Source organism: Streptomyces sp. NPDC006365 (assembly GCF_042870755.1).
GTDB classification, from domain to species: Bacteria; Actinomycetota; Actinomycetes; order Streptomycetales; family Streptomycetaceae; genus Streptomyces; species Streptomyces xiangluensis.
Genome location: NZ_JBIAHS010000025.1, coordinates 40602 through 58842, shown reverse-complemented (window position 1 = coordinate 58842; position 18241 = coordinate 40602). Strand labels below are relative to the sequence as shown.

Genomic DNA, 18241 nt, shown 5'->3' with positions numbered 1-18241 from the left:
ACAGGGATGACGGCGGCCGCCGGGACGACCGGCACCGACCTGCTCAGCGTGCGGGACCTGCGCGCCGGCTACGCGGGTACCACCGTGCTCGACGGCGTCGATTTCACTGTCCCCGCCGGTGCCGTGGTGGCGCTGCTCGGCCGCAACGGCGTCGGCAAGTCCACGTTCGTCCACACGGTGATGGGCATGCTCAAGCCGTACTCCGGCAGCATCCGCGTGGACGGACGCGAACTCGCCGGAGCGGCGGCGCACACCGTTGCCCGCAGCGGCGTCGCGATCGTGCCCCAGGGCCGCCGCGTGTTCGCGCCCCTCACGGTCGAGGAGAACCTGCGCATCGCGGCCCGAGCGTCCAAGGCGTCCAGGGGCGGAGGCGGTCCCTGGACCCCGGAGCGCGTCTACGAGCTGATGCCCCGCCTCGCCGAGCGGCGCGCCAACCGGGGCGATCAACTCTCCGGCGGAGAGCAGCAGATGCTGGCCATCGGCCGGGCGCTGCTGAGGAACCCGCGGCTGTTGCTCCTGGACGAGCCGTCGGACGGCCTCGCCCCGGCGGTCATCGACTTGATCGCCGAGTTGCTGGAGGGCCTGCGCGGCGAGGGCATCGCGGCCGTGCTGGTCGAACAGGACCTGCACCTGGCCTTCCGTCTCGCCGACGAGGTGGCGGTGATGCAGAAGGGACGCATCGTTCACAGGAGTTCGACCGCCGACTTCCGCAAGGACCGGGCCCGGGCCCACAGCCTTCTCGGTGTGGGCTGATCCTGCCAGGCCGGAACGGGGAACTCGTACAGACCCATGTTCTACAGAACCTTGACGCACTGCGGTGCTTCTGTAGAAGATTCCTCTATCGGTACCTGCGCTAGCGCGAGGAGGCGCTCGTCATGGTGGTGGCAAGCAAGCCGGACGTGGTCGAAGTCGCGAACGGAGCGCCGGAGTCCACAGGCACGGTGGTGGTGACCTTCGACCGGAGCCCGGACAGGTACCGGCACTGGAAGCTGCGCATCGACGGGACGGTCGCGTGGCTGGAGATGGACGTCGACGAGCAGGGCGGCCTGGTCCCGGGGTACGAGCTGAAGCTCAACTCCTATGACCTGGGTGTGGACATCGAGCTGTACGACGCGCTGCAGCGGCTTCGGTTCGAGCACCCCCGAGTGCGGTCCGTGGTGGTGACGAGCGCCAAGGACAGGGTCTTCTGCGCCGGGGCGAACATCCGGATGCTGGCGGCCTCTCCGCACCACTGGAAGGTGAACTTCTGCAAGTTCACCAACGAGACCCGCAACAGCATGGAGGACGCCTCTCAGCACTCGGGGCTGACCTTCATCGCCGCGGTCAACGGCTCTTGTGCGGGCGGCGGTTACGAACTCGCGCTGGCCTGCGACCGGATCCTGCTGGTCGACGACAACTCCTCGTCGGTGGCCCTGCCCGAGGTCCCGCTCCTGGGCGTGCTGCCCGGGACCGGCGGGCTGACGAGGGTCACCGACAAGCGCCGCGTACGCAAGGATCTGGCCGATCTCTTCGCCACCCGCAGCGACGGCGTACGAGGCAAGACGGCGGTGGACTGGCGGCTGGTCGACGAGGTCGTCCCGCGCCGGGACTTCCGTACGGTCGTTGAACAGCGCGCCGTGGAAGCGGCCGAGCACAGCACCCGGCCGACGGACGCCGAGGGCATCGACCTGACACCGCTGGAGCGGGATGTCACCGAGGACGGCATCACGTACCCGTACGTGCGCGCCGAGTACGACCGTCCGCTCGGCCTGGTCCGCATCACCGTACGGGGCCCCGTCGAGGACGCCCCCGCCGACGCGGGCGCGATCCACGACGAGGGCGCCGACGGGTGGCTGCTGGCCGTCACCCGCGAGCTCGACGACCTGATCCTGCGGCTGCGGGCGAACGAGACCGAGCTGGGCACCTGGGTGCTCCGCACGGAGGGCGATTCCGCGCTCGTACTGGCCCATGAGCAGGCGGTGCTGGGCGCCGCCGCCGAGGGCGACTGGCTCAGCAACGAGATCGTTCACTACTACAAGCGGACCCTGAAGCGGCTCGACGTCACCAGCCGCAGCCTGGTGGCGCTCATCGAGCCGGGCAGTTGCTTCGCGGGTCTGCTGCTGGAACTGGCCCTGGCCTGCGACCTGCAGTACATGCTGGACGGCCCGCCCATCGAGGACCCGGACAGCGACGAGCGCGCCGGGCTCACCCTCTCCGAGGCGAACTTCGGCACCTTCCCCATGGGCAACGGGCTGTCCCGCCTCCAGTCCCGCTTCTACCAGGAGGACGACCACCTCGAGTGGCTGCGCCGCGAGGCCGGGCAGCCGCTGAGCGCCGCCCAGGCCCGCGAACTCGGCCTCGTCACCGACGCGCCCGACGACATCGACTGGGAGGACGAGATCCGCATCGTCCTGGAGAGCCGGGCGGCGCTGAGCCCGGACGCCCTGACCGGCATGGAGGCCAACCACCGGTTCGTCGGCCCGGAGACCATCGAGACCAAGATCTTCGGACGGCTCACCGCCTGGCAGAACTGGATCTTCATACGCCCGAACGCCGCCGGCCCCGAGGGCGCGCTGCGCCGCTACGGCACCGGCCAGAAAGCGGTCTACGACCGGAAGCGAGTGTGACCCGATGCCCACGAAGATCGACTACGACTCCAAGATCCCCAACAACGTCGCTCTCGCCGAGGACCGCCGTCTGCAGCGGGCGCTGGAGGGCTGGCAGCCCAAGTTCCTCAACTGGTGGGGCGAAATGGGCCCGGAGTTGGAGAACCGAGGCGTCTACCTGCGTACCGCCGTGTCGGTCGGTCGCGACGGCTGGGCCCACTTCGACCACGTCAACGTGCCCGACTACCGCTGGGGCATCTTCCTCGCCGAGCGCGACCCCGACCGCCGCGTCGCCTTCGGCGAGCACAAGGGGCAGCCTGTCTGGCAGCAGGTGCCCGGCGAGTACCGCGCCGACCTGCAACGGCTGATCGTCATCCAGGGCGACACCGAGCCGGCCTCCGTCGAGCAGCAGCGCCTCCTCGGCCTGACCGCCCCGAGCCTGTACGACCTGCGCAACCTCTTCCAGGTCAATGTGGAGGAGGGCCGGCACCTGTGGGCGATGGTCTACCTGCTGCACGCCTACTTCGGACGGGAGGGCCGCGAGGAGGCCGAGGCGCTGCTCCACCGCAACTCCGGCAGCCCCGACTCGCCGCGCATCCTGGGCGCGTTCAACGAGGAGACCGCCGACTGGCTGGCCTTCTTCATGTTCACGTACTTCACCGACCGGGACGGCAAGTACCAACTCGGCTCGCTGAAGGAGAGCGCCTTCGACCCGCTGTCGCGGACCTGCACCTTCATGCTGAAGGAGGAGGCCCACCACATGATGGTCGGCACGACCGGCGTCGACCGCGTGGTGACCCGCAGCGCCCAACTGGTCCGCGAGCACGACACGTTGGACATCGCCGCCTGCGGCGGCATCCCACTGGACATCATCCAGAAGTACATCAACTTTCACTACACGGTCTCCCTGGACCTCTTCGGCAGCGAGACCTCCACCAACGCGGCGAACTACTACACCGCCGGGCTCAAGGGCCGCTGGCAGGAGGAGCGCCGCAAGGACGACCACCGGCTCACCGACCACAGCGCCTTCCTGGACAAGCCGCAGGCAGACGGCACCTGGTCGCAGGACGAGGTCCCCGCGCTGCTCGCCCTCAACCTGGACCTGCGCGACGAGTACATCTCCGACTGCGAGAACGGCCTCAAGCGCTGGAACCGGATCCTTGAGGAGCACGGGATCGGTTTCCGGCTGAGGCTGCCGCACCCTGGCTTCAACCGGAACGTCGGCCTCGCCGCCGGCCACCACGTCACCCCCGACGGCACGATCGTCGACGAGCAGACGTGGGAGGCCGGCCGACGCCACTGGCTGCCCACCGCCGAGGACCTGGCGTTCGTACGGTCGCTGATGCAGCCTGTGTACGAACGCGGCAGGATCGCGAGCTGGGTCGCGCCACCGGTCAATGGCATCAACGGCAAACCGTTCGACTACGAGTACGTCCAACTGGTGTGAGGTGAGCCGGATGTCTGAGGCGTTCAACACGGCGGACTACCTGGTCGACCGGCACGTGCGGGAGGGCAACGGCGCCCGCACGGCCCTCGTCACTCCCACGCGGACGCTGACCTACGAGCAGCTGTCGGCGGAGGTCCGCCGCGTGGCGGCCGGACTGCGGGCCCTCGGCGTACGTCCGGAGGAGCGCGTCCTGCTGTGCATGGTGGACGACATCGAGCTCTTCACCGGCATCCTCGCCGCCTTCCACATCGGCGCGGTGGCCGTCCCCGCCTCGACCATGCTCACCGGTCCGGAACTGGGCAAGCTGGTGGCCGACGCGCGCTGCCGGGTGGTGCTGGGCTCCGCCGAGTTCGCGCCGGTCGTACGGGCGGCGCTCCAGCAGGCGCCGGAGGTCGAGCACACCGTCCTGACCGGAGAAGACAGCGCGGGACTGCCCGGCCACGTCCAGGGCCGCACCTGGCAGCAGCTGCTGGACGTCGGCGCCGGTGCGGACGACGGGCCGTATCCGACCTGGCCGGACTCGCCCGCCCTGTGGCTGTACACGTCGGGCACCACGGGCACGCCCAAGGCGGCCATGCACCGCCACGTCGACATCAAGTTCGTATCCGAGAACTACGGGCAGCGGGTGCTGGGCATCGGCCCGGAGGACCGCTGCCTGTCGGTCGCGAAGCTGTTCTTCGCGTACGGAATCGGCAACTCGCTGTTCTTCCCGCTGGCGGCGGGCGGGACGGCGCTGCTGGAACCTTCCAGGCCGTCTCCCGCGCTGTTCGCGAAGCGGGCGGCCGGCGACCGGGCCACGGTCCTGTTCGGCACACCCAGCTTCTTCGGGCCGCTGCTCGCGAGCGCCGACATCCCGGACGACGCCTTCGCGACGGTGCGGGTGGGCGTCTCGGCCGGGGAAGCGCTGCCCGCGCGGATGTACGAGGGGATGCTGGAACAGTTCGGTGTGGAGGTGCTCGACGGCATCGGGTCCACCGAGATGCTGCACATCTTCATCTCCAACCGTTCGGGCCAGGTCCACCCGGGCTCCTCCGGCGAACCCGTTCCCGGGTACAAGGTCGAGCTGCGCGACGTCGACGGCGGCGTGGTGGAGGGCGACGGCACACCGGGCGAGCTCCACGTCCGCGGTGAGTCCGCGGCCACCGGCTACTGGTGCCGGGCCGAGACCACACGTCAGGTCTTCCTCGGCGACTGGGTGCGCACCGGCGACACCTACATCCGCAACGCCGACGGCACCTACACGTGTATGGGCCGCACCAACGACCTGCTCAAGGCGGGCGGCATCTGGGTCGCGCCCGCCGAGGTGGAGGAGCGCCTCCTCTCCCATCCGGACGTCGCCGAGGTCGCCGTGGTCGGCGTACCGGACGCGGACGGCCTGGACAAACCCGTTGCCTGCGTGGTGCCCAGGCCCGGGCGTGAGGTCGACCCGGAGGCCCTCGTCGCCTGGTGCCGGGAAGGCCTGGCCGCCTTCAAACGCCCGCGCGGGGTGATCGGGCTGCCCGAGTTGCCCCGTACGCCCACCGGCAAGATCCGCCGCAACGTGCTGCGCGCCATGGTCCGCGACGGTTCCTGGGCGGAGGCGCCCTCATCGTCGGTGCCGCCGGGCTGACTCCGGGGGCTTCGCCCCCTACCCGTCCCATCCTCCAGGGGCTCTGCCCCTTCGACCCCGCCAGAGGGCTCCGCCCCTGGACCCCCGGGGTTGTGTTTGGACTGCGGGCCGTCCGTGGCTGGTCGCAGTTCCCCGCGTCCCTGACGGGGCGCCGGTTGTGGCTGGTCGCGTCCACGCGGCGGAGCCGCACATCGATACAGCCCCGAGCCCTGACGGGGCGCTGCCAACATGTGACAAGGAGGACGTGCATGTCCCCGCCCCCGCCCCCCGCGGATCACCGTACGGATCTGCTCATCGTGGGAGCCGGTCCCACCGGGTTGTTCGCGGCCTACTACGCCGGTTTCCGTGGGCTGTCCGTCACCGTTCTGGACTCGCTGCCCGAGCCGGGCGGACAGATCAACGCCATGTACCCCGAGAAGCAGATCTTCGACATCGCCGGACTCCCGGCGGTACGGGGGCGCGAACTCGTGGACCGGCTCCTGGAGCAGGCCGCGCCGTACGACCCGTGCTATCTGCTCGGCCACCGGGCCGAGACGATGGAGCGGATCCCCGGGGCCGGTGGCGGGCCGGACACCTTCACCGTGACTACGCATCAAGGGGCGCGGGTGCGGGCCAGGGCCGTGCTCATCACCGGCGGCATCGGCACCTTCACGCCCCGCCCTCTGCCGGCCGCCGCCGCGTACGAGGGAGCCGGGCCGGCGTACTTCGTGCGCAGGCCGGACGACTACGCGGGCCGGGACGTGGTGATCGTCGGGGGCGGTGACAGCGCCTTCGACTGGGCACTCACCCTGCACCCACTGGCCGCCTCCGTGACCCTGGTCCACCGCCGCGACACCTTCCGCGCGCACCCGGCCACCGTGGCCGCCGTACGGGCCGCAGGCGTGGAGATCCTCACCGAAGCCGAGCTGTCGAAGGTCATCGGCGACGGCGGGGACATCGAGGCCGTGGAGATCACCCGGCGCGACGGGCAGACGCACCGCCTGCCCTGCCGGGGGATCATCGCCGCCCTCGGCTTCACCGCCAACCTCGGCCCGCTGCTCAGCTGGGGCATCGACATCGCCCACCGGCGCCACATCCCGGTCGATTCGGCCATGCGGACCTCGCTCCAGGGGGTCTACGCGGCCGGAGACATCAACGACTACCCCGGCAAGGTGCGGCTGATCGCGGTCGGCTTCGGGGAGGCGGCGACCGCCGTCAACAACGCCGCGCACCACATCGACCCCGAGCAGCCGGTGTTCCCCGGCCACTCCACCGACGTCTCCACGGCGGCCCCCGCCGTCGCCTAGCACCGAAGAGAACCGAGACAGCCCATGCCCTACGTCATAGCCGAGGCGTGCATTGACATCATGGACCGCTCCTGTATGGAGGAGTGCCCCGTCGACTGCATCTACGAAGGCGACCGCAAGCTCTACATCAACCCGATGGAATGCATCGACTGTGGCAACTGTGAGCCCGTCTGCCCGGTCCAGGCGATCTCCCAGGACCGCCGGGTGCCACCGGAGCTGAAGGACTTCGTCGCCGACAACAAGCGGTTCTTCACCGAGTCCCTGCCGGGCCGCGACGAGCCGATCGGCCTGCCGGGCGGCGCCGTCGGCCACGGCCCGGTCGGCGCGGACACCGAACTCGTCGCCGGGTACGACCCGCGCGGCTGACCCATCGGCACATCCCGAGGAGGCGCAGTGATCGACGGCGAGACCGTGGTCGACGCGCACGTCCACGCCCCGAGGCTGTCCACACTCAAACCGGCCTGGTTCGAGTGGGCGGACACGTTCTCCGGCGACCACCCGTGGCGCGACGCCTACGACGAGCGGGGCGACCCCGTTCCCGAGCGGCTGGATGCCCTGCTGGAGTCCGAGGGCGTGGACCGTGCGCTGCTGTTCTGCGAGTACAGCCCACGCGCCACCGGGATCCAGCCGATCGAGGACCTACTGCCGATCGTCGCGTACAACCCGGTCCGCTTCCGCCTGGTGGCAAACGTCAATCCGCACCTGCACCACCCGCTGGTGGCAGAGGCCGAACGCCAGCTGGATCTGGGCGCGGTCGCGCTCAAACTGCACCCCGTACACGGCGGATTCGACCCGGCCGACAAGGAGTTCTACCCGCTGTACGCGCTGTGCGCCGAGCGCGGCGTCCCGGTCGTCGTGCACTCGGGCACCTCCAGCTTCCCGGGCGCCCGTGCCCGGTACGGTGATCCGCAGCTCCTGCTCGACGCCGTGGAGGACTTCCCGGACGTGCAGTTCGTCTTCGCCCACGGCGGGCGGGGCTGGTGGTACGACACCGCGGCGTTCCTCGCCCTGGCCAGGCCCAACGTCTGGCTGGACCTCGCCGGACTGCCCCCGCGGAAACTGCCCGAGTACTACGCCCGGTTCGGCCTGGCGAGGCTGGCCACCCGGTGGATCTTCGGCACCGACTGGCCGGGGGTGCCCGGCGCCTCCCGCAACATCGCCGCGCTGCGTGCGCTGGACCTGCCCGGCGACACCGTGCGTGCCGTGCTGTCCGGCAACGCGGCCAAGGTCTTCCCGGGCCTCGGAGTGTAAGGACATGACGACGGGTCAGCCGTAAGCCGGGCGGTTCGGTACGGTGCGGTGCGCCCCGCGATCTCACCTCTCGCCGTGCCCCTCGGCCAGCTCCTCCCAGCGCCGCAGCGCCACCGGATTCCACTCGGCGTGCCTGCTGTGGAAGAGTTCGGCCGCCTTGGCGCCGCTCCAGCCCGCTGGCAGCAGCTTCGACGGAAGCCGCGGATCGAGGAAGGGGAAGCGGCGCCACTCGTGCACCAGCATGGTCTGCGCATGCAGGACGGCGGCGCCGTCGGCGGGGCGCAGCCCGGTGAACTCGTCGATGAACGCCTCGTAGCGGTCCTCCACCTCGCTGAGGTCCCAGGCTCGGGCCACCATGGCCGCCTCGCTGCCCACAGCACCGTACGTGGCGGTGAAGGACATCGCGTCATCGGAGAGCCCGAGTTCCTTCAGGACGCCGAGCGCCTCCGCCTCACGGTCGGCGTGGGGCGTGATCCACACCCCGGGCTCCGGAGAGCCGAAGCCCGCCCAGGTGAGCCGGGTACGCACCCGGTGCCGCAGATCCCGCTTGGACTCCGGCACCGAGACCAGCACCACCAGCCAGGTGCCGTCCCAGGGGCGCTCCCCGCTGCCGAAGTCGTAAATGCGCTGCGCGCCTTCGGTCAGCAGCCGCCGCCCCGGCGGGGTGAGCGTCCAGCGGACGCGTCGTCCCATCCGCTCGGAGGCCAGCCAGCCCTCTGCCGCGGTCCGGGCGAGCGACTGGCGGGCCGACTTCTCCTCGACACCGAACATCGCCAGCGCGTCCACCAGGGCCGAGGTCCACACCGGCGTGCCCTTGGGCAGTACGTACTCGCCGAGCATGGTCATCAGCAGCGACCGGGCGCTGACGTCACCGACCTCCCGGCGCCGGCTGACCACCGGCCGTGCGCTCCCCGCTGCGGCCCGGTCGGCACGCTCCCTCCGGCCCGGTCCGCGCGACGCACGATCCACCATGGTCCTTCACTTCCCTTGTTGCTCGCCGATCCGATGTATCACGCCGTCGCGTGACATCGACGTCATCAGCGTATCCAGGGCGCTCCGGCACGAGAGCCCGGAGCCAAGCCCTCCCCACAGGGGAGCCCGCTCCTTCCTACACAATATCTTGTCGTTACGGAAAATATCAGTAGAGTGTCAGTCGCGTCGGCGGGCCGCCGACCAGAACGAGCGAGGTGGCAGCCATGCCGGTCTACGCCCTCGGACCCGACGAGCCGGACATCGATCCCAGCGCCTTCGTCCACCCGGACGCCGTCGTGATCGGGTGCGTGTCGATCGGCGCGGAGGCCAGCGTCTGGCCCGGAGCGGTCCTGCGCGGAGACCACGGCGGTCGTATCGAGATCGGCGCCCGCACCAGCATCCAGGACGGAACCGTGCTGCACACCACCGAGCAGTGGCCGACCGTGATCGGACCCGAGTGCGTGGTCGGCCACAACGCCCACCTGGAAGGCTGCACCGTGGAGCGCCACTGCCTGATCGGTTCCGGTTCCATCGTCCTGAACCGGGCCACCGTGCGCGAGGGCGCGGTGGTCGGCGCCGCCGCACTGGTCCCCGAGGACTTCGAGGTACCGCCCAGGACCATGGCGCTCGGCGTCCCGGTACGGCTGCGCGGGACACCGGTCGATCCCTCCTGGGTGGAGTACGCCGTACGCACCTACGGGGACGCCGGCGCGCGCTATCGGCGTGATCTCCGGCGCATCGACCGTTGAGAGCCCAAACGACCGCTGAGAGCACGAAAGGTGGGCCCGCCGTGGCCGCGAAACTGCACAGCTACCTCGCCGGTGACTGGTATGAGGCATCCGACGAGGGGCGTCCCCTGCGGGACGCGGCGACCGGCGCCGAGGTGGCCCGGCTCTCGGAGCGAGCCGTCGACGCCGCGGCCGTATTGCGCCACGCGCGTGAGGTGGGCGGCCCGGCACTGCGCGAGCTTACCTTCCACCAGCGGGCCGGCCTGATCAAGTCGTTGGGCAAGCACCTGGCCGCGCACACGGACGAGTTCCACGCACTGTCCACCCGCACCGGAGCGACCCGCCGCGACTCCGCGCTCGACGTCGACGGCGGCATCGCGGTGCTCTTCGTCTACGGCAGCAAGGGCACCAAAGAGCTGCCCGACGGGTATGTCCTGCCCGACGGCGACATGGAACCGATCGGCAAACAGGGCACCTTCGCGATACGCCACGTCCATGTGCCGCGGCAGGGCGCGGCCGTACAGATCAACGCGTTCAACTTCCCCGTGTGGGGCATGCTGGAGAAGCTCGCGCCGGCTCTGCTGGCGGGCCTGCCGTCCGTGGTGAAACCCGCGAGCCAGACGGCCTACCTGACGGAGCTGGTGTTCCGCCGCATCATCGAGTCCGGCATCCTCCCCGAAGGCGCCGTCCAACTGATCTGCGCCCCGCCGGACGGCATCCTCGACGCGCTCACGGGACAGGACGTGCTCAGCGTCACCGGGTCCGCTGCGACCGCGCGCACCCTGCGCAGCCACCCGGCCGTCGCCGGCCGCGCCGTCCGCTTCAACGCCGAGGCCGACTCGCTGAACTGCGCGGTTCTCGGCCCGGACGCCGGGCCCGGCACCCCCGAGTTCGACCTGTTCACGCAGACCCTGGTCACCGAGATGACCGTCAAGGCCGGACAGAAGTGCACCGCCATCCGCCGCGCTCTGGTGCCCGCCGGCCTTGTCGACGACGTACAGGAAGCGGTCTGCGCCAAGCTGGCCGACCTGCGCGTCGGCAATCCCGCCGATCCCGCGGTCGCCATGGGCCCGCTGGCAGGACTCGGGCAGCGGGAGGAGGTGCTGCGCGCGCTCAAGGCGCTCACGGCGGCGGCCCGCCTCGTCCACGGCGACCCCGACCGGTTCGAAGTCCTGGACGGTGACCGGGAACGCGGCGCCTTCCTCCCGCCGCTGCTTCTGCGCTGCGACGACCCCGACCGGGCCGAGCCGCACGAGGTCGAGGCGTTCGGCCCTGTCACCACCCTCCTGCCGTACGACGGGACCGCCGCCCATGCGGTCGCGCTGGCAGCGCGCGGCGAGGGCAGCCTCGTCGGCTCGGTCGTCACCCACGACCCCGGCTTCGCCCGCGAGGCCGTTCTCGGGGCCGCCCCCTGGCACGGTCGCCTGCTGCTCCTCGACCGCACCGACGCCGGGGAGTCCACCGGCCACGGCTCGCCGCTCCCGCACACCGTGCACGGCGGCCCCGGCCGGGCGGGCGGCGGCGAGGAACTCGGCGGCATCCGCAGCGTGCTGCATCACATGCAGCGCACCGCCGTCCAGGGGCCGCCCGCCATCCTCTCGACACTCACCGGGCTCCACCCGGTCGCTACCACTGAGCGACCGGGCGAGGCGTGACGTCAGGGCCGGTCTCGACGCGCGTGCTCCGGGAGCGCACGAAGCCGCCGGCTGTCGATGGCGAAGCGGGCCGGACGGGGCAGGACGATGGCGCCTCGGCCGCGGCTCAGGACCGGGGCGGGCATGCTCTCCGGCGGCGAGCAGTTGATGCTCTCACCGGCGCGCGCCCTGGGCCGGTCGCCGCGGCTGCTCCTCGCCGACGAACTGTCGCTCGGGCTCGCCCTGTTGGCGGTCGAGCGCCTGCTGCGCGCGGTCCGCGAAGCGGCTGACCGGGGCCTCGGGGCGCTGCTGGTCGAGCAGCACGTACGCAGGGTGCTGGACATCGCTGACCGGGTGTACGTGCTGCGCCGGAGCAATGGAGATGACCGGCACCCCCGGGAGCTCCGCGAGAACCTGGACGCCGTCGAGTCCTCCTGCCTCGCCCGGCCGGGGAGGACCAAGAACTCGGCGTCCCCGTGAGTGTCACGGGGTCCTTCAGGACAGGCAGCCGACATGCGCGAGGGCCTGCCTGAGGAGGACTCCCTGCCCGCCCGGCATCTCGCTCAGGACCAGTGCCTCAGAGGCTTCCTGAGGGCTGAACCAGACCAGGTCCAGAGCGTCCTGGCGGGGACGGCAGTCGCCGGTCACCGGGACGATATAGGCGAGCGCGACCGCGTGCTGGCGGGGGTCGTGGAACGGTGTGATCCCCTGCGTCGGGAAGTACTCGGCGACCGTGAAGGGTTGCAGGGAGGCAGGCACCTGGGGCAGTGCCATCGGGCCGAGGTCCTTCTCCAGGTGGCGCAGCAGGGCGTCCCGGACGCGTTCGTGGTGCAGTACGCGGCCGGAGACGAGGTTGCGGCTGACCGTTCCGTCCGACCCGATGCGCAGCAGGAGCCCGATGCTGGTGACTTCGCCGCTGTCGTCGACTCTCACGGGTACGGCCTCGACGTACAGGATCGGCATGCGGTCGCGCGCATACTCGAGTTCGTCGGGACTCAGCCAGCCGGGCGTGGTTTCGGTCATGTCAGACATTCGCTGATCATACTTTCCGCCACTCAGCTTCCGCTCCCGCACAGTTCTGCGAAGCGTCGGACATCGATGTTGCCGCCGGAGATGATCACGCCGACGCGGGAGGGGAGCCGCTCGACGTGACCGGCCAGCAGGGCGGCCAGTGCGGTGGCGCCGCTGGGCTCGACGATGACCTTCAGTCGTTCGAAGGCGAACCGCATCGCGACGCGGATCTCGTCGTCGGTGACCAGGAAGATGTCGTCCACCAGACGCTGGTTGACGGAGAACGTCAGCTCGCCGGGAATGTCCGCCGCCTGCCCGTCGGCGATCGTGCGCGGCACCGGGATGGAGACGCGCCGGCCGGCCTCGAGGGACCGCTTGGTGTCGTCTCCGGCCTCCGGCTCGATGCCGATCACCCGGATCCCGCTGAGCAGGCCCTTGGCCGCGGTGGCACTGCCCGCGATCAGCCCGCCACCGCCGACCGGCGTGACCAGGGCATCCAACTCCCCGGCCTCCTCGATCAGTTCGAGGGCCGCGGTGCCCTGTCCCGCGATCACATGCGGATGCTCGTACGGCGGGATGAGCGCAAGGCCGCGGTCGGCGGCGAGGGCCTCGCCGATGGCGACGCGGTTACCGGTGTAGCGGTCGTACGTGACGATCTCCGCGCCGTAACCCGCGGTGGCGTCCATCTTCGACTGCGGGGTGTCCTCGGGCATGAGGATCACCGCGGTGGTGCCCAGTTCCCGTGCGGCGAGGGCGACGGCCTGGGCGTGGTTGCCCGAGGAGTAGGCGGCGATGCCCTTGGCCAACTGCTCCGGTGACAGGCGGGAGGCGGTGTTGTAGGCGCCGCGGAACTTGAAAGCGCCGATGCGCTGGAAGTTCTCGCACTTCAGGAAGACCTGGGCGCCGACGAGCGCGTCCAGGGTGCGCGAACGCAGTACGGGGGTGCGGTGGGCCACGCCCTTGATCTGCGCGGCCGCGTCGCGGACGTCGTCGAGGGTGACCAGGGGAGTGTGCGTCATGGCTGGGCTCCGTCGGGGTGGGTGATGCCGGGCTGGGTGCTGTCTCTCGTGGAGGCGTGGAGCGTCGCCCTGGCATCGGACAGGTAGTTGTAGGCGGAGGCGCGGGAGATGCCGAGCCGGGCGGCGACCTGCTCGACCGCGCGTCGAACGGCGAAGACGCCGCGCTCGTCCAGGTTCCGGAACAACTCGAGACGCCCGGCTCGGTCGAGTTCCGACCAGGTCTTGTTCTGCCGCAGCTGATGACTGTCGACGATGGCGTCCACCACGGAACCGATGTCGTTGCCGAACGTCGTGGTCGGCACGGCGGCCGGTCCGACGGCGACCCCCGCGATCTCGCCGATCAGGGCGTGGGCCTGGTTGACGGCGGTGATGTCGAGATTGACGCACAGGGCTCCGAACACCGTGCCGGAGGAGTCGCGCAGGACCATCGTCGACGACTTGACGATCTTCCCCGTCCGGGTGCGGGTGAGGTAGTTCAGCTCGTCGCCCGCCTCGTCACCACGGGCGAGGATGCCCATCCCGATCTCGCTCATCGACCCGCCGACCGCGCGCCCGGTGACCGAGCCCGCGATGGCGACCACGGATTTCTCCGGTCGCCGGAAGTCGTGCACGACCACCTCGCAGAACGAGCCCAGCGTCGCCGCGATGCCGTCGACGACGGGGGTGAGCGCGGCGATGATCGCATCCTGTTCGTCGGTGTCGCTCGACATCGCGTGCTCCAGGGTCTGGATGTTGGGACCTGGATTTTTGGTCCAGTGCCTAGACTACACGTCCAGGATGGGTTTATGTACGGTGCTCATCCGGCCGTCCCTCCACATGCGCCGGTCGCGACCGCATGTGTGCGCCTACGGTGTGCCGTTGTGGTCCCCGTACGAGACGGTGGACCGGGGGAGAGGTGTTTCGAAATGACCGCGGTGTTCGTCCATGGCGTTCCCGAGACCGGTCAGTTGTGGGACCGGCTCCGGGCTCGCCTCTCGACCGACTCGATCGCCTTGGACCTGCCCGGGTTCGGCGTGCCGGTTCCCGACGGTTTCGGCGCGACCATGGACGAGTACAGCCAGTGGCTGGAGAGGGAGTTACGGGAGGTCGACGGACCGGTCGACCTGGTCGGGCACGACTGGGGCGCACTGTTCGTGGCCCGTGTGGCCACGAACTCCGCTGTTCCCGTGCGGAGTTGGGCCATGGACGTGGCCGGCATCCTGCACCCGGACTACGTCTGGCACGAGATCGCCCAGCTCTGGCAGACGCCGGGAGCGGGGGAACAGTGGGCGAAGGCCGCGGTCGAGGCCGCTCCGGGAAGCCCGGAGAGTCCCGCGGCGCAGCTCAAGAGGGCCGGTGTGCCCGCCGAGGATGCCGAAGCCTTGGGCGAGAGGCTGGACGCCACCATGGCCGCGTGCATCCTGGCCCTCTACCGCTCGGCGACGCCCAACCCGTATGCCCGCGCGGCGGCCCGGCTCTCCGGCCATGCTTCCGCACCGGGGCTGGTGCTCCAGGCCCTGCTCGACCCCTTCGACGACGCTGCGGCCTCCGATGAGATGGCTGCTCGCCTCGGCGCCCGCACCGAGCGGCTCGAGGGAGTGGGCCATTGGTGGATGCTGGAGGATCCCGGCACCGCGGCTGCCGTGTTGGAACGGTTCTGGGCCGGCGTCAGCGAGAACTGAGCTCAGCGCCGTCGGCACCGGAGAGCGAGTGGCCTCTCACGGTGCGCCGACAGGGCGCTGACTCCCTCCGTTCCGTCGAAAATTTCGCGGCAAGAAATGCGGCAACCCTTTCGCCCGGAGCGGCAACTGCCTGGCGGCAATGCACGACTTCATGTCACCAGGGCGGTTGAGATAATGGAAGCGAAGCAGCAGAAGGCGCGGCACCGCAGGCGCAGGGTCGGTCTGTCGATCGGGATCCCGGTGGCGGTGGCCGCGGCGGCGGGTATGGCGTACGGCACGGATCTGGGTGTGTTCGGCGAGGACGCCCAGCGCAGCGCCTCGGCGGCGACCGCGGCCCCAGCGTGGGCCGATGACGTCGCCGACGGCTTCGCGTCGGTCAACTCGCAGGGGCAGAACGGCACTTACGGCGGCCGGGACGGCAAGACCGTCACTGTGAAGACCCTTGCCGATCTGGAGAAGTACGCGACGGCCAAGGAGCCGTACGTCATCGTCGTGGCCGGCACGATCAACATGGACCCCAAGGGCAAGGAGATCAAGGTCGCCTCGGACAAGACGATCGTGGGGGCGGGGACCTCCGGGCAGATCGTCGGCGGCGGTTTCTTCCTCGGCCAGGGTGTACACAACGTCATCATCCGGAACCTGACGATCCGGGATTCGTACGCCGGTGAGTGGAACGACAAGGATCACGACTTCGACGCCATCCAGATGGACGGCGCGCACCACGTCTGGATCGACCACAACGATCTGCGGCACATGGCCGACGGCCTGATCGACAGCCGCAAGGACACCACCAACGTGACGGTGTCCTGGAACAAGCTGAGCGACAACAACAAGACGTTCGGCATCGGCTGGACCGAGAACACCACGGCCGACCTCACGATCCACCACAACTGGTTCCGCGAGACCGAGCAGCGCAACCCCTCCACCGACAACGTGGCCCACGCGCATCTCTACAACAACTACCTGCAGGACGTGCCGAACACGGACATCACCACGTCCTACGGCAACTACGCGCGCGGCAAGACGAAGATGGTGCTGGAGAACAGCGTCTTCGAGGGGCTCAAGAACCCCGTCACCAAGGACAGCACCGCGGCGGTGGTCCAGCGCGGCAATGTCTTCACCGGCACCAGCGGCCGTAACGAGAGCGGTGGCACAGCCTTCGACCCGAAGAGCTTCTACAAGTACACCCTCGACAAGGCGGCCGACGTCCCGGCGCTCCTCAAGTCCGGTGCGGGTCCCCGGACTTCCATCGGTACGACGGCGAGTGCGAGCACGAGGACGAACGCCGCCGCGACCGCGCTCACCGTCGCCAAGGACGGCAGCGGACAGTTCAGCAGCGTCCAGGCCGCCGTCAACGCCGTACCGGCGAACAACACTTCACGGGTCGTCATCTCCATCAAGCCCGGCACCTACCGCGAGCTGGTCAAGGTCCCGCGCGACAAGCAGCATGTGACGTTCCAGGGCACGGGTGCCAGCCGCAAGGACACCGTGATCGTCTTCAACAACGCCGCGGGGACGCCGAAGCCGGACGGTTCGGGGAACTACGGCACCAGCGGCAGCGCGACCGTCGCGGTCGAGGCCGACAACTTCCAGGCCCGTAACCTCACCATCTCCAACGACTTCGACGAGGCGAGGAACCAGAGCCTGAACGGACACCAGGCCGTCGCCCTGCGCACCAACGCCGACAAGGTCTTCCTCGACGGGGTCATCGTCACCGGCGACCAGGACACGCTGCTGCTGGACACGGCGGCCAAGGACAAGCTCGGCCGGGTCTACGTCAACAACTCCTACATCGTCGGAAACGTCGACTTCATCTTCGGCCGGGCCAGCGCGGTGATCAACAAGTCGGTGATCACGCTGAAGAAGCGGTGGAACGGCGACTCGGCAGGGTACGTCACGGCGCCCAGCACGGCGGCCAACCGCAAAGGCTTCCTGATCGCCAACAGCACGGTCAACGGCGATGTGTCCGCGTCCGGCTTCCACCTCGGCCGCCCCTGGCACGCGGGCGGTGACGCCGCCCTCGATCCGCAGACCACGGTCCGCAACACATCCCTGAGCAGCGCCATCAAGTCCGCTCCGTGGACCGACATGAGCGGCTTCTCGTGGAAGGACGACCGCTTCGCCGAGTACAAGAACACCGGCCCCGGCTCCGGCTCCGCGAGTGGCGACCGGCCCCAGCTCACCGATGCCCAGGCTGCCGACCAGGAGATCGGTGACTGGCTGGGCGACTGGACGCCCAGCGCGTCGTAGGACGGATTCGACAGTTCTCGGCCAGGCCCTCCGATCGGCTCGATCCCGCTGTTCAATAGGAACTGTTCAATAGCAGCGAACGATGCCCGCGAGAGGAGCCGTCCATGTCCCCAGTGGTCGTGCCGCCCGTCGGTGCGCGCATCCGGCAGGCGCGCACCGCGCGGGGCATGAGCCTGCGCGGTCTGGCGCGGGAGATCGGCGTGTCCGCGAGCCTGATCTCGCAGATCGAGACCGGGAAGAGCCAGCCGTCGGTCAGCACGCTGTACGCGATCACCACCGCGCTCTCCATCCCCGTCGAGTCGCTTTTCGACGGCTTCGACGGCTTCGACGGCTTCGACGGGGAGGAGACCGCGCCGGTGTCGGCTCCCGCCTCACCCGCCGCCGGTCCGCCCGGCACCGTCCTGCACGCGCTCGCCGCCTTCGCCGCCGACCCGGGCCACCGGATCGGACCGCTGGTCAGGGCCGAGGAGCGGGACGTGCTGGAGCTCGACTCGGGTGTCGTATGGGAGCGGCTCGGCCGTGTTCCGGGCGCGGACGTCGACTTCCTGCTGGTGACCTACCGGCCCGGCGGCGCCTCCTCCGGCACGGGCGGGCTTATGCGGCACCCGGGCACGGAGTACGGCTACCTGGTCTCCGGCGAGCTGGTGCTCACCCTCGGCTTCGAGGAGTACACGCTCCGCCCGGGCGACGCGGTCTCCTTCGAGTCCACGACGCCGCACCGCTATCGCAACGACGGCGACGAACCGGCCGTCGGCGTCTGGTTCGTGTTCAGTATGCCTTGACACTCT

17 protein-coding genes are annotated in these 18241 nt (G+C 70.0%); 13 read left to right on the top strand and 4 right to left on the bottom strand.

The window, feature by feature from the left end; genetic code table 11:
• Positions 1-39: 39 nt before the first annotated feature.
• From ACFYO0_RS41305 to ACFYO0_RS41275, 7 genes are all read left to right on the top strand, one after another.
• The gene (locus ACFYO0_RS41305; RefSeq protein ID WP_388686766.1) at positions 40-753 is read left to right on the top strand and encodes an ABC transporter ATP-binding protein; all 714 of its coding nucleotides are present in this window, start codon (positions 40-42) and stop codon (positions 751-753) included.
• A gap of 122 nt (positions 754-875) precedes the next feature.
• Positions 876-2606, top strand: coding sequence for a 2,3-epoxybenzoyl-CoA dihydrolase (gene boxC, locus ACFYO0_RS41300; RefSeq protein WP_388686684.1), 1731 nt, complete (start codon positions 876-878; stop codon positions 2604-2606).
• Positions 2607-2610: 4 nt separating this feature from the next.
• The gene (boxB, locus tag ACFYO0_RS41295) at positions 2611-4032 is read left to right on the top strand and encodes a benzoyl-CoA 2,3-epoxidase subunit BoxB (RefSeq protein ID WP_388686682.1); all 1422 of its coding nucleotides are present in this window, start codon (positions 2611-2613) and stop codon (positions 4030-4032) included.
• A 10-nt stretch (positions 4033-4042) separates the two neighbouring features.
• On the top strand, positions 4043-5641 hold the full coding sequence (locus ACFYO0_RS41290) for a benzoate-CoA ligase family protein (protein ID WP_388686680.1): 1599 nt from the start codon (positions 4043-4045) through the stop codon (positions 5639-5641).
• Positions 5642-5889: 248 nt separating this feature from the next.
• Positions 5890-6927, top strand: a complete 1038-nt coding sequence (locus tag ACFYO0_RS41285; RefSeq protein ID WP_388686679.1) for an NAD(P)/FAD-dependent oxidoreductase — start codon at positions 5890-5892, stop codon at positions 6925-6927.
• Positions 6928-6951: 24 nt separating this feature from the next.
• A complete protein-coding gene (fdxA, locus tag ACFYO0_RS41280; protein WP_388686677.1) occupies positions 6952-7293 on the top strand; it encodes a ferredoxin in 342 nt (113 codons plus the stop codon).
• 27 nt (positions 7294-7320) lie between these two features.
• A complete protein-coding gene (locus tag ACFYO0_RS41275) occupies positions 7321-8178 on the top strand; it encodes an amidohydrolase family protein (RefSeq protein WP_388686676.1) in 858 nt (285 codons plus the stop codon).
• A 63-nt stretch (positions 8179-8241) separates the two neighbouring features.
• Here the strand turns inward: ACFYO0_RS41275 and ACFYO0_RS41270 are convergent, their stop codons facing one another.
• Positions 8242-9150: a PaaX family transcriptional regulator C-terminal domain-containing protein gene (locus tag ACFYO0_RS41270; RefSeq protein WP_388686674.1), complete on the bottom strand. Its 909-nt coding sequence runs from the start codon at positions 9148-9150 to the stop codon at positions 8242-8244.
• A gap of 224 nt (positions 9151-9374) precedes the next feature.
• Here ACFYO0_RS41270 and ACFYO0_RS41265 point away from each other — a divergent pair, with 224 nt between their 5' ends.
• From ACFYO0_RS41265 to ACFYO0_RS41255, 3 genes are all read left to right on the top strand, one after another.
• The gene (locus tag ACFYO0_RS41265) at positions 9375-9899 is read left to right on the top strand and encodes a gamma carbonic anhydrase family protein (RefSeq protein ID WP_388686672.1); all 525 of its coding nucleotides are present in this window, start codon (positions 9375-9377) and stop codon (positions 9897-9899) included.
• A 41-nt stretch (positions 9900-9940) separates the two neighbouring features.
• The gene (gene paaZ / locus ACFYO0_RS41260) at positions 9941-11533 is read left to right on the top strand and encodes a phenylacetic acid degradation bifunctional protein PaaZ (RefSeq protein ID WP_388686670.1); all 1593 of its coding nucleotides are present in this window, start codon (positions 9941-9943) and stop codon (positions 11531-11533) included.
• An 87-nt stretch (positions 11534-11620) separates the two neighbouring features.
• Positions 11621-11992 (top strand): hypothetical protein, encoded by a 372-nt coding sequence (locus ACFYO0_RS41255; protein ID WP_388686669.1) that lies wholly within the window; start codon positions 11621-11623, stop codon positions 11990-11992.
• 15 nt (positions 11993-12007) lie between these two features.
• On the opposite strand, the gene ACFYO0_RS41250 is transcribed toward ACFYO0_RS41255, so the two are convergent.
• The 3 genes from ACFYO0_RS41250 to ACFYO0_RS41240 are packed head-to-tail and all read right to left on the bottom strand — an operon-like array spanning position 12008 to position 14252.
• Entirely contained in the window at positions 12008-12535 is a 528-nt protein-coding gene (locus tag ACFYO0_RS41250; RefSeq protein WP_386336203.1) for an NUDIX hydrolase family protein, read from the bottom strand.
• Positions 12536-12567: 32 nt separating this feature from the next.
• Positions 12568-13542, bottom strand: coding sequence for a pyridoxal-phosphate dependent enzyme (locus ACFYO0_RS41245; RefSeq protein ID WP_388686667.1), 975 nt, complete (start codon positions 13540-13542; stop codon positions 12568-12570).
• A complete protein-coding gene (locus tag ACFYO0_RS41240) occupies positions 13539-14252 on the bottom strand; it encodes a transcriptional regulator (RefSeq protein ID WP_388686666.1) in 714 nt (237 codons plus the stop codon). Before ACFYO0_RS41240 ends, ACFYO0_RS41245 begins: the two co-directional genes overlap by 4 nt.
• A gap of 195 nt (positions 14253-14447) precedes the next feature.
• On the opposite strand from ACFYO0_RS41240, the gene ACFYO0_RS41235 reads away from it, so the two are divergent.
• From ACFYO0_RS41235 to ACFYO0_RS41225, 3 genes are all read left to right on the top strand, one after another.
• Positions 14448-15203, top strand: coding sequence for an alpha/beta fold hydrolase (locus ACFYO0_RS41235; protein WP_388686664.1), 756 nt, complete (start codon positions 14448-14450; stop codon positions 15201-15203).
• A gap of 174 nt (positions 15204-15377) precedes the next feature.
• Positions 15378-17453 (top strand): pectinesterase family protein, encoded by a 2076-nt coding sequence (locus ACFYO0_RS41230; protein WP_388686663.1) that lies wholly within the window; start codon positions 15378-15380, stop codon positions 17451-17453.
• Between the two features lie 104 nt (positions 17454-17557).
• Positions 17558-18235, top strand: coding sequence for a helix-turn-helix domain-containing protein (locus tag ACFYO0_RS41225; protein WP_388686661.1), 678 nt, complete (start codon positions 17558-17560; stop codon positions 18233-18235).
• Positions 18236-18241 lie beyond the last annotated feature (6 nt).

Excerpts from the sequence above, each read along its gene's own strand:
- ACFYO0_RS41270 (WP_388686674.1), bottom strand. The coding sequence starts at position 9,150 with ATGGTGGATCGTGCGTCGCGCGGACCGGGCCGGAGGGAGCGTGCCGAC.
- ACFYO0_RS41230 (WP_388686663.1), top strand. The coding sequence starts at position 15,378 with ATGGAAGCGAAGCAGCAGAAGGCGCGGCACCGCAGGCGCAGGGTCGGT.
- ACFYO0_RS41235 (WP_388686664.1), top strand. The coding sequence starts at position 14,448 with ATGACCGCGGTGTTCGTCCATGGCGTTCCCGAGACCGGTCAGTTGTGG.
- fdxA (WP_388686677.1), top strand. The coding sequence starts at position 6,952 with ATGCCCTACGTCATAGCCGAGGCGTGCATTGACATCATGGACCGCTCC.
- ACFYO0_RS41225 (WP_388686661.1), top strand. The coding sequence starts at position 17,558 with ATGTCCCCAGTGGTCGTGCCGCCCGTCGGTGCGCGCATCCGGCAGGCG.
- ACFYO0_RS41245 (WP_388686667.1), bottom strand. The coding sequence starts at position 13,542 with ATGACGCACACTCCCCTGGTCACCCTCGACGACGTCCGCGACGCGGCC.
- ACFYO0_RS41240 (WP_388686666.1), bottom strand. The coding sequence starts at position 14,252 with ATGTCGAGCGACACCGACGAACAGGATGCGATCATCGCCGCGCTCACC.
- ACFYO0_RS41265 (WP_388686672.1), top strand. The coding sequence starts at position 9,375 with ATGCCGGTCTACGCCCTCGGACCCGACGAGCCGGACATCGATCCCAGC.
- boxB (WP_388686682.1), top strand. The coding sequence starts at position 2,611 with ATGCCCACGAAGATCGACTACGACTCCAAGATCCCCAACAACGTCGCT.
- ACFYO0_RS41285 (WP_388686679.1), top strand. The coding sequence starts at position 5,890 with ATGTCCCCGCCCCCGCCCCCCGCGGATCACCGTACGGATCTGCTCATC.
- boxC (WP_388686684.1), top strand. The coding sequence starts at position 876 with ATGGTGGTGGCAAGCAAGCCGGACGTGGTCGAAGTCGCGAACGGAGCG.
- ACFYO0_RS41250 (WP_386336203.1), bottom strand. The coding sequence starts at position 12,535 with ATGACCGAAACCACGCCCGGCTGGCTGAGTCCCGACGAACTCGAGTAT.
- ACFYO0_RS41290 (WP_388686680.1), top strand. The coding sequence starts at position 4,043 with ATGTCTGAGGCGTTCAACACGGCGGACTACCTGGTCGACCGGCACGTG.
- ACFYO0_RS41255 (WP_388686669.1), top strand. The coding sequence starts at position 11,621 with ATGGCGCCTCGGCCGCGGCTCAGGACCGGGGCGGGCATGCTCTCCGGC.